Source organism: Methylobacterium hispanicum (genome assembly GCF_022179285.1).
Lineage (GTDB): Bacteria > Pseudomonadota > Alphaproteobacteria > Rhizobiales > Beijerinckiaceae > Methylobacterium > Methylobacterium hispanicum.
On record NZ_BPQO01000064.1, the window covers coordinates 1 to 8,121 of the forward strand.

4 protein-coding genes and 3 pseudogenes are annotated in these 8,121 nt (G+C 64.7%); 4 read left to right on the forward strand and 3 right to left on the reverse strand.

What is annotated here, in order from left to right:
* Positions 1 to 112, forward strand: a pseudogene (locus MFF56_RS31550) (IS3 family transposase); the annotation flags it as partial.
* A 652-nt stretch (positions 113 to 764) separates the two neighbouring features.
* Here the strand turns inward: MFF56_RS31550 and MFF56_RS31555 are convergent.
* Positions 765 to 1,043: a hypothetical protein gene (locus MFF56_RS31555; RefSeq protein ID WP_043387816.1), complete on the reverse strand. Its 279-nt coding sequence runs from the start codon at positions 1,041 to 1,043 to the stop codon at positions 765 to 767.
* A gap of 337 nt (positions 1,044 to 1,380) precedes the next feature.
* Here MFF56_RS31555 and MFF56_RS31560 point away from each other — a divergent pair, with 337 nt between their 5' ends.
* Entirely contained in the window at positions 1,381 to 2,277 is an 897-nt protein-coding gene (locus MFF56_RS31560) for a LysR substrate-binding domain-containing protein (RefSeq protein WP_043387815.1), read from the forward strand.
* A gap of 48 nt (positions 2,278 to 2,325) precedes the next feature.
* On the opposite strand, the pseudogene MFF56_RS31565 reads toward MFF56_RS31560, so the two are convergent.
* Positions 2,326 to 2,760, reverse strand: a pseudogene (locus MFF56_RS31565) (potassium channel family protein); the annotation flags it as partial.
* A pseudogene (locus MFF56_RS31570) lies at positions 2,752 to 3,155 on the reverse strand (ArsA-related P-loop ATPase); the annotation flags it as partial. The pseudogenes MFF56_RS31565 and MFF56_RS31570, both read right to left, overlap by 9 nt.
* Before the next feature lie 402 nt (positions 3,156 to 3,557).
* On the opposite strand from MFF56_RS31570, the gene MFF56_RS31575 reads away from it, so the two are divergent.
* Positions 3,558 to 4,790, forward strand: coding sequence for an efflux RND transporter periplasmic adaptor subunit (locus tag MFF56_RS31575; protein WP_081948791.1), 1,233 nt, complete (start codon positions 3,558 to 3,560; stop codon positions 4,788 to 4,790).
* 41 nt (positions 4,791 to 4,831) lie between these two features.
* Entirely contained in the window at positions 4,832 to 7,960 is a 3,129-nt protein-coding gene (locus MFF56_RS31580; RefSeq protein ID WP_043387813.1) for a multidrug efflux RND transporter permease subunit, read from the forward strand.
* Positions 7,961 to 8,121: the final 161 nt, after the last annotated feature.

The following is an 8,121-nucleotide window of genomic DNA, read 5'->3' on the forward strand; positions in this document are numbered from 1 at the left end:
GGCCAAGAGCCGGGTGCGCTACGGGTACTTCCGGATCTACATCCTGCTGCGCCGGGAAGGTTGGCGGGTGAATCACAAGAGGGTCCACCGCCTCTACAGGGATGAGGGCCTATTTCCGCGACAATCCTCGCGAACACGCGCCGCTCGAACAGCGCCAGGACGTATATCCGCGCGGCGCTGAGCATGGCGGCGGCGAGCAGAAGCCCGAGCAGAAGCCCGGACAGGACGAACAGGGGCGCCGGCAGCGCCGTGTTGGCCACCGAGTTGATCAGGAGCTGCACCGACACCGGCACGGCAAGGCCCAGGAGCGCCACGGCGGCCCCATAGACGACGGCCGTCCAGACGAAGCCCGCCTCCGGTTTCAGGAGGCGCGCGATGAGCCTGCAGGCTTCCGCGAACGTCAGGGGCGTGTGTTTGATCGCATCCACGGGTCGAGGACCTTCCAGATCGGATCGAGTGCGTGCAGGGAGGCCATGGCGCCGCCATGTTGCCGGGCCCGGCCGTGGAGAAACGGAAAAACCGTCGTCATGCGGGAGCGCGGAGCCGACCCGGAACACCCGGCTCATGCCGGGCTCGAACCTCATGGGGTTAGATCGAAGCGACTGGCGGTCCACCGGAGGGCGTGTGGCGGATGCCGGTGAGATGCCCTCCAGGGCGAGGATCGCACGCGCGGTCAGCCATGCCCGGGTGGCACGGCGGACCATGTTGATGTCGGCGATTGCTGGACAGCCGGACGGCTGTCGCGTCGAGGTGATGCGCCCGCTTCAGCAGCGATAGCCGCCCGACGTCTGCCCGTACTGCTGCACCGGGAAGTGCTGCTGGTCGGCGTTGCCTTCCTGGGCTGAGCTTCTGCGGCAGCCGCCGACCGCGCGGGTCAGCATCTCCCCCGAGAGGATCGAGCCGGTCGAGAGCCCATCCCAGGTCGTCTGCGGGAGGGGCCGCGTCGGAGAGCCTACACGCAGGTCGGCGAATGCGGCGGAGAGCGGCGCGACACAGAGCGCGGCCGCGACCGTCACGATGGATAACTTCTTCGACGCCTTCATCGCTTGTCTCCAATCAAATTTACGGTTGTGACGACCTGTCCGTGGATCGAGGTCGGCCTGGCCACCACAGTTTTCCAGACAGGTCCGCTTCATCCACGCAAATGATTTGGAGACACTTGGTTCGCAGTACAATTTCGCGGGTTCAATGACGCTCATTGCGAAAACAAATGAGGATGAATGCTCCGCGTATGCCGATCGAAATTTAATCCCCGAGATAGACACCTGGTCAAAGGGCAATGTGTGTTCCGTCACATCGCGCCATTACGATCAGTGAGGATTTCGCGGAGGCTTGAGGCCGGAGCTTGAGATCCGACCCAGGTGAGCTGATGTGACGGCGATGCCGGGCCCGCCATTGCCTTTCGACCTCGACCTGCTGCGCACGTTCGTCGCCATCGTCGACAACGGGAGCTTCACGCGCGCGGCCAGTAGACTGGGCCTGACGCAGTCGACCGTGTCGCTGCAGATCAAGCGTCTGGAGGACGGCATCTCCCGTCGCCTATTCGACCGGGACGGCCGGGAGCTCAAGCTGACGCCCGAAGGCGAGGTTCTGCTCACCTATGCACGGCAGATGCTCAAGCTCGGTGCAGAGGCCCTTTCCCGGATCGTCACGCCGGAATTGACGGGCCTCGTCAGGCTGGGCACGCCCGAGGATTTCGCGACCACGCACCTGTCGGAGGTTTTGGCGTGTTTTGCTCGCGCCCATCCGCAGGTCGCGCTCCAGGTGAATTGCGACTTCACCGTCAACCTGCTCGACGACTTCTCGAAGGGGAAGTACGACCTGATCCTGTTCAAGCGCGAGCCCCAGGGTCCGAGCGGCGGGACGCGGGTCTGGCGGGAGGTGCTCGATTGGGTCGCGTCACCGCGTCTCGTTGCGGAAGCCGGTGACCCGATCCCGCTCGTCCTCTCGCCGGCGCCGGACGTCTATCGCAAGCGCGCGCTGTCGGCCCTCGATGTCGCCGGACGCGATTGGCGCATCGTCTACACCAGCCCGAGCTTGGCCGGATTGCAGGCCGCCGTGCAAGCCGGGCTCGGGGTGACGGTGTTGCCGACGGAAATGGTCCCTGCGGACATGGTGTCGGTTTCGGGCCGCCTTCAACTGCCTAAGCTCCCCGATACGGAGATCGTCCTCTACCAAGCGCCGGGCCACGTGTCGGCGGCGGCGGAGTTATTGTCGTCGACGATCGTCGCGGCGCTGGAGCGGCGCGTCGTGGCCCCTATGGCTATCGTCCCTTGAGGACATTGGGGCCTGCACCCGACTCGAAGGTTTGCTGCGCTCGCGCCGTCAGTCCGCCCCCTCGTCGGGGATATTCAGGAGGTTGCCGCAAGCCTTGCAGTGCACGGCGTCTGGCTCGTGGCGCTGCAGCCCGCAGGCGTCGCAGGGGAAGCGCACCTTGTAGGGTCGGAACACCACCTGGGCGAGGCGGAAGAACAGCGTCACGCCGCAGATCATCACGAAGACCGAGAGCAATCGTCCCGAGGAGCCCGGCAGTGTGATGTCGCCATAGCCCGTCGTTGTGAGCGAGGTAACGGTGAAGTACAGCGCGTCGACCGGCGTCTGGATGGCCGGGTTGTGATCGTGCTGCGTGGCGTAGACGATGCCCGTCATCGTGAAGACGAACACCACGAGGTTGGTCGCGGCCAGGATCGCGTCCTCGTTCCGGCGGAACAGCCCGCTGTCCCGCCGCAGGTGCTCTAGCAGGTGATAGGTGCGCAGCAGCGGATCATGCTTGCCGATTGCCAGAGGCTTCGGTTGATCACCCAAGCATACGGTTCGATCTGTGCCCGGCGCAAATCCTCCCGGAGCGCGGCCGCCTCCGAGACGGGCGTGGTCTCGGGCAGGGTTACGACAATGACATGGGTGTAGGCGGGATCCCGCAGACGCATGAGAGGGGTGACGATCCTACCCGAGGCGTGCGTGCCGGGTGCGGAGATGAGATCGCGCGTCATCTGGCGGCGATAGGCCCCGGTCGCATCGAGTAGGAGCAGTGTGCGTCTAGTGGGTGCGGCGTCGAGAACGACGAATGCACTGCGCGCCTCCGCGACGATGCGCGAGAAGGCGTGGAATACGGCGGCTTCCTCGGTACAGGGTGAGCGCAGATCCTCGTGCAGCATTTCACCCCACTCAAAGTCTGGTCGCGGTCTGCAACGAAACCTGACTGTATGAGGACGTCTGCCCAGACCTGTTGATGTAGCTCAAGGTAGTCGGCTGCGGTCGGCCTACGCTGTCGAAGATGGTCCGACATCGCGAGATCGCCGGCAGCTCTCGCCAGAGGGGCCCGGACCGGGGATGCTGTGCAGTTAAGTGACAAACCTAATACGAGCAAGGCGCGTTTCGCCAATGCGGCTCATTGAGGAAGTCAATCGACTTTTCTCATCCGCGCGCTTGAAACGGCGAGCGTAGATCACGAACCTATTTATACGGAGATCCGGGCTCCTCTGGTAGTCTCATGTGAGATTGCGATGTCGGATGCTCTCGGAGCGCGCCTCATCAGTGCCAGACCAGAGGATTGTCCGATGCTGTTCCGCATTGGAAGCGAGCCGATACCTGGGCATGAACGCGTAGGTGCGCGCACGCGGAGTCAACTTACGGGCACTGCGGCGATCCTGGTTCTGTTCATCGCATTGATAGGCTGCCAGGACAAACAGGCCGCCTCCTCCGCTCACACAGCAGCGACGGCTCCCGCAGTCAGCATCATCGTCGCGGAGCCGAAGGCCGTAACCCTGGTCAAGGAATTGCCGGGTCGGATCACGCCGATGCGCATCGCCGAGGTACGGCCGCGCGTGTCCGGTATCATCGTCAAGCAAACCTTCGAGCAGGGTAGTCTCGTCAAGGAAGGGACCGTCCTATATCACATCGATCCCAAGCCATTTGAGGTCGAACTCGACGCCGCCAAGGCGGCGCTGGCCAGGGCCGACGCGACACTGTTCCAGGCAAATCGTCAGGAGGATCGCCTGCGGCAGCTCCTCAGCGGGCAGACCACAACCCAGGCGCAGTACGATCTAGCACTGGCGGCAGAAAAGCAGGCCGAAGCGGACGTCGCAGCTCAGAAGGCCGCCGTCCAGCGTGCCCAGCTCAACCTTGACTTCGCAACCCTGCGAGCGCCGATCACCGGGCGGATCGGGCGGGCGCTCGTGACGGAGGGCGCCCTCGTCGGCCAGAACGAGGCCACACACCTCGCCACCATCCAGCAGCTCGATCCCATCTACGCCGACTTCACGCAGTCCGTGACCGAGCTGAACCAGCTCAAGCGCGATCTCAGCGACGGCCGGCTGCAGAAGGTGTCGCCCAACGCCGCCGAGGTGCGCCTCGTATTCGACGATGGCACCCTCTACCCACATTCCGGGCGGCTTCTCTTCTCCGATGTCACGGTCGACCCCGGCACTGGCCAAGTAATCCTGCGCGGCGAATTCCCGAACCCAAACGCGGAACTCTTGCCGGGCACCTACATGCGCGTGCAAATCGAGGAGGGTATCGACGCCGATGCCATCGTGCTGCCGCAGCAGGCGATCCAGCGCAACAATGCCGGCGGCAGCGAGGTCTACGTCGTCAACGACGAGGGCCGCGCCGTACTGCAGCCGGTGCGTGTCGGCCGCACGCTCGGCAACGAGATCGTGGTCGAGGACGGGCTGAAGCCCGGCTATCGCGTCGTCGTCGAGGGCTTCCAGAAGTTCACGCCCGGCAGTGTGGTGCAACCCGTGCCGTGGTTGCCAGCCAAGCAGGCGGCGGCGCAAGCCCGACCGAACTGATCCCTTTCCAAGCGCCCCGCTCCCTCCGGAGGCCTGCCGCCATGCCCGGCTTCTTCATCGCGCGTCCGATCTTCGCCTGGGTGGTGGCGATCTTCATCTGCCTAGGCGGACTGCTCGCGCTGCCGTTCCTACCGGTCGCGCAGTATCCGGTGATCGCGCCACCCTCGATCTCGATCTCGACCGTCTACCCCGGAGCCTCGACCCAGAACCTCTACTTCAGTGTCACCCGGCTGATCGAGGAGGAGCTGAATGGGGCCGCCAACGTCCTCAACTACGAGTCGACGAGCGACACCACCGGCGAGGTCGAGATCATCGTCAACTTCCAGCCCGGAACCGACATCGCGCTGGCCGCCGTCGATGTCCAGAACCGTATCAAGCGCATCGAACCACGCCTGCCGGAGGCGGTCCGCGAGCAAGGCATCCTCATCGTCGAGGCGAGCAGCGCCATCCTACAGTTCGTGACGCTCACCTCCAGCGACGGCAGCCTCGACGAGGTCGGCCTTGGCGATGTCGCCACCCGCAACGTGCTGCCGGAGCTGCGGCGTCTCCTTGGTGTCGGCCGGGCGCGCCTGTTCTCGACCGAACGTGCGATGCGGGTCTGGCTCGATCCGGACAAGATGCTCGGCGTCAACCTGACCGCGCAGGATGTCGAGGACGCGATCAAGGCGCAGAACGCGCAGGTCGCCTCGGGCTTGCTCGGCGTGCAACCGAGCCCGAGAGCTCAGCGCACGCAGAACATGGTGCTGGTGAAGGGCCAGCTCGAGTCGCCCGAGGATTTCGGCTCAATCGTGCTGCGCGCCAACCCGAACGGCTCCACCGTGCGCCTGCGCGACGTCGCACGACTGGAAGTCGGCGGCCTATCCTACGCCTTCTCAACCCGCCTGAACGGCAAGCCCGCGGCCGCCATCGCCGTGCAGCTCGCGCCGACCGGCAATGCGCTCGCCACCGGCAAGGCGGTGAAGGCCAAGATGGAGCAGCTCGCCCGCTTCTTCCCGCCGGGCCTCAAGTACGAGATCTCCTACGATGTCACGCCGGTGATCACGGCGTCGGTCAAGAAGGTGCTGCTGACGCTCGCCGAGGCGGTGGTGCTCGTCTTCGTCGTCATGTTCCTGTTCCTGCAGAACTTCCGCTACACGCTGATCCCGACCATCGTGGTGCCGATCGCGCTGCTCGGCACCTGCGTCTCCCTTCTCCTGATGGGCTTCTCGATCAACGTGCTCACCATGTTCGGCATGGTGCTGGCCATCGGCATCCTCGTGGATGACGCCATCGTGGTGGTCGAGAACGTCGAGCGCATCATGGCCGAGGAGGGCCTCTCGCCGAGAGCGGCCACCGAGAAGGCCATGGGTCAGATCACGGGCGCCGTGATCGGCATCACGCTCGTCTTGATGGCGGTGTTCGTGCCGATGGCGTTCTTTCCCGGCTCGGTCGGCATCATGTACCAGCAGTTCTCGGCCGCCATGGTCGTGTCGATCGGCTTCTCCGCCTTCTTGGCGCTGTCGCTCACCCCGGCTCTGTGTGCCACGATGCTGAAGCCGATCGCTAAGGGGCACGGTCACGCCAAGGAGGGCGTTTTCGGCTGGTTCAACCGCAGCCTGGACTGGCTGACGCGCCGCTACGGCACCACGACGCGCTGGATGGTGGCGCGCTCGGGCCGCTTCATGCTGCTCTACTTGGCATTGCTGGGCGGCCTCGGCTACGCCCTTTGGCGGCTGCCTGCGGGCTTCGTGCCAATCGACGACCAGGGCTTCGTCATGGCCGACGTTCTGGCACCTTCGGACGCGAGTGCGAATCGGACGCTCGATGTTGTCCGCTCGGTGGAGGAACAGCTCGCCGGAACGCCGGGCGTCGACAAGCTCACGTTCATCACGGGCTTCAGCTTTTTCGGTCAAGGCGCGATGACGGCACAGGCCTTCGTCACCCTGAAGGACTGGTCGGAGCGCGATGCCGATCAGAGTTCCGCGGCCATCATCGACCGGAGCAATGAGACTTTCGTAGGCTTGCGTGACGCGGAGGTGTCCGCGCTCGCCCCACCGCCGATCGCCAATCTCGGCACGACGAGCGGCTTCAGCTTCCGTCTGCAGGACCGCTCGCAGCGTGGCTACGAGGCGCTGATGGCTGCCAAGGATCAGCTTTTGGCGGCCGCTAGCCGCTCGCCGATCCTGCGCGAGGTGACAGTCGAGGGTCTGCCGCCAGCCCCACAGATCCGGCTCGACATCGACCGCGAGAAGGCAGCCGCCCTCGGTGTGACGTTTGCCGATATCAACACCACGCTCTCGGCACAGCTCGGATCCAGCTACGTCAACGACTTCCTCAATCGCGGCCGTATGCAGCGCGTGGTCGTCCAGGCACGTGAGGATAAGCGGGTCAGGCCGGAGGATCTGCTGACGTATAGCGCCCGCAACAGCAGCGGTGCCATGGTGCCGTTCGCCTCGTTTGCTCGGGTCACCTGGGTTGTCGGTCCAACCCAGGTGATCGGCTTCAATGGCTACCCGGCCGTTCGCATTACTGGCAGCCCGGCACAGGGCTACACCAGCGGCGACGCGCTCGCCGAGATGGAACGGTTGACGAGCGAACTGCCGGGCGGCTTCGGCTACGAGTGGACGGGTCAGTCGCTGCAGGAGAAGCTTGCCGGCTCCCAGGCCGCATTCCTGCTCGGGCTCTCGATCCTGTTCGTGTTCCTGTGTCTCGCCGCACTCTACGAGAGCTGGTCGATCCCGTTCGCCGTCATGCTGGTGGTGCCGCTCGGCATCGTCGGCTCTGTGGCGGCCGCCTACCTGCGCGGGCTGCCGAACGACGTCTACTTCACGGTGGGCCTGATCACCATCATCGGTCTGTCAGCCAAGAACGCGATCCTGATCATCGAGTTCGCCAAGGACCTGCGCGCGCAAGGCAAGCCGTTGATCGCGGCGACGCTCGAGGCGGCGGAACTACGCTTCCGGCCGATCGTGATGACGTCGCTGGCCTTCATCCTCGGCGTGGTGCCGCTGGTGATCGCCTCCGGCGCGAGCGCTAAGAGTCAACAGGCCCTTGGCACAGGTGTACTAGGCGGCATGATTACCGCGACTGTGCTCGCCGTGTTCATGGTTCCGATTTTCTTCGTGGTTGTGATGCGGTTCCTCTCGCGGGGACAGAGGACAAGCAAGCCAGAGCTTGCCGACGCCGCTTAGTGGCAGCCGTATCAGCTCGAATTATACGAAGCGCTTCCGCAATGAAGCGGCTGACGTCCCCCCATCGCTTTGGTCCGGCGTGAGTGCGAGTTTTCCGGTTGTGTGAGCCCCTGAGGGGAGGAGCAGAGCCGTGAAGAAGAGCAGGTTCACCGAAGAGCAGA

Excerpts from the sequence above, each read along its gene's own strand:
- MFF56_RS31555 (WP_043387816.1), bottom strand. The coding sequence starts at position 1,043 with ATGAAGGCGTCGAAGAAGTTATCCATCGTGACGGTCGCGGCCGCGCTC.
- MFF56_RS31560 (WP_043387815.1), top strand. The coding sequence starts at position 1,381 with ATGCCGGGCCCGCCATTGCCTTTCGACCTCGACCTGCTGCGCACGTTC.
- MFF56_RS31575 (WP_081948791.1), top strand. The coding sequence starts at position 3,558 with ATGCTGTTCCGCATTGGAAGCGAGCCGATACCTGGGCATGAACGCGTA.
- MFF56_RS31580 (WP_043387813.1), top strand. The coding sequence starts at position 4,832 with ATGCCCGGCTTCTTCATCGCGCGTCCGATCTTCGCCTGGGTGGTGGCG.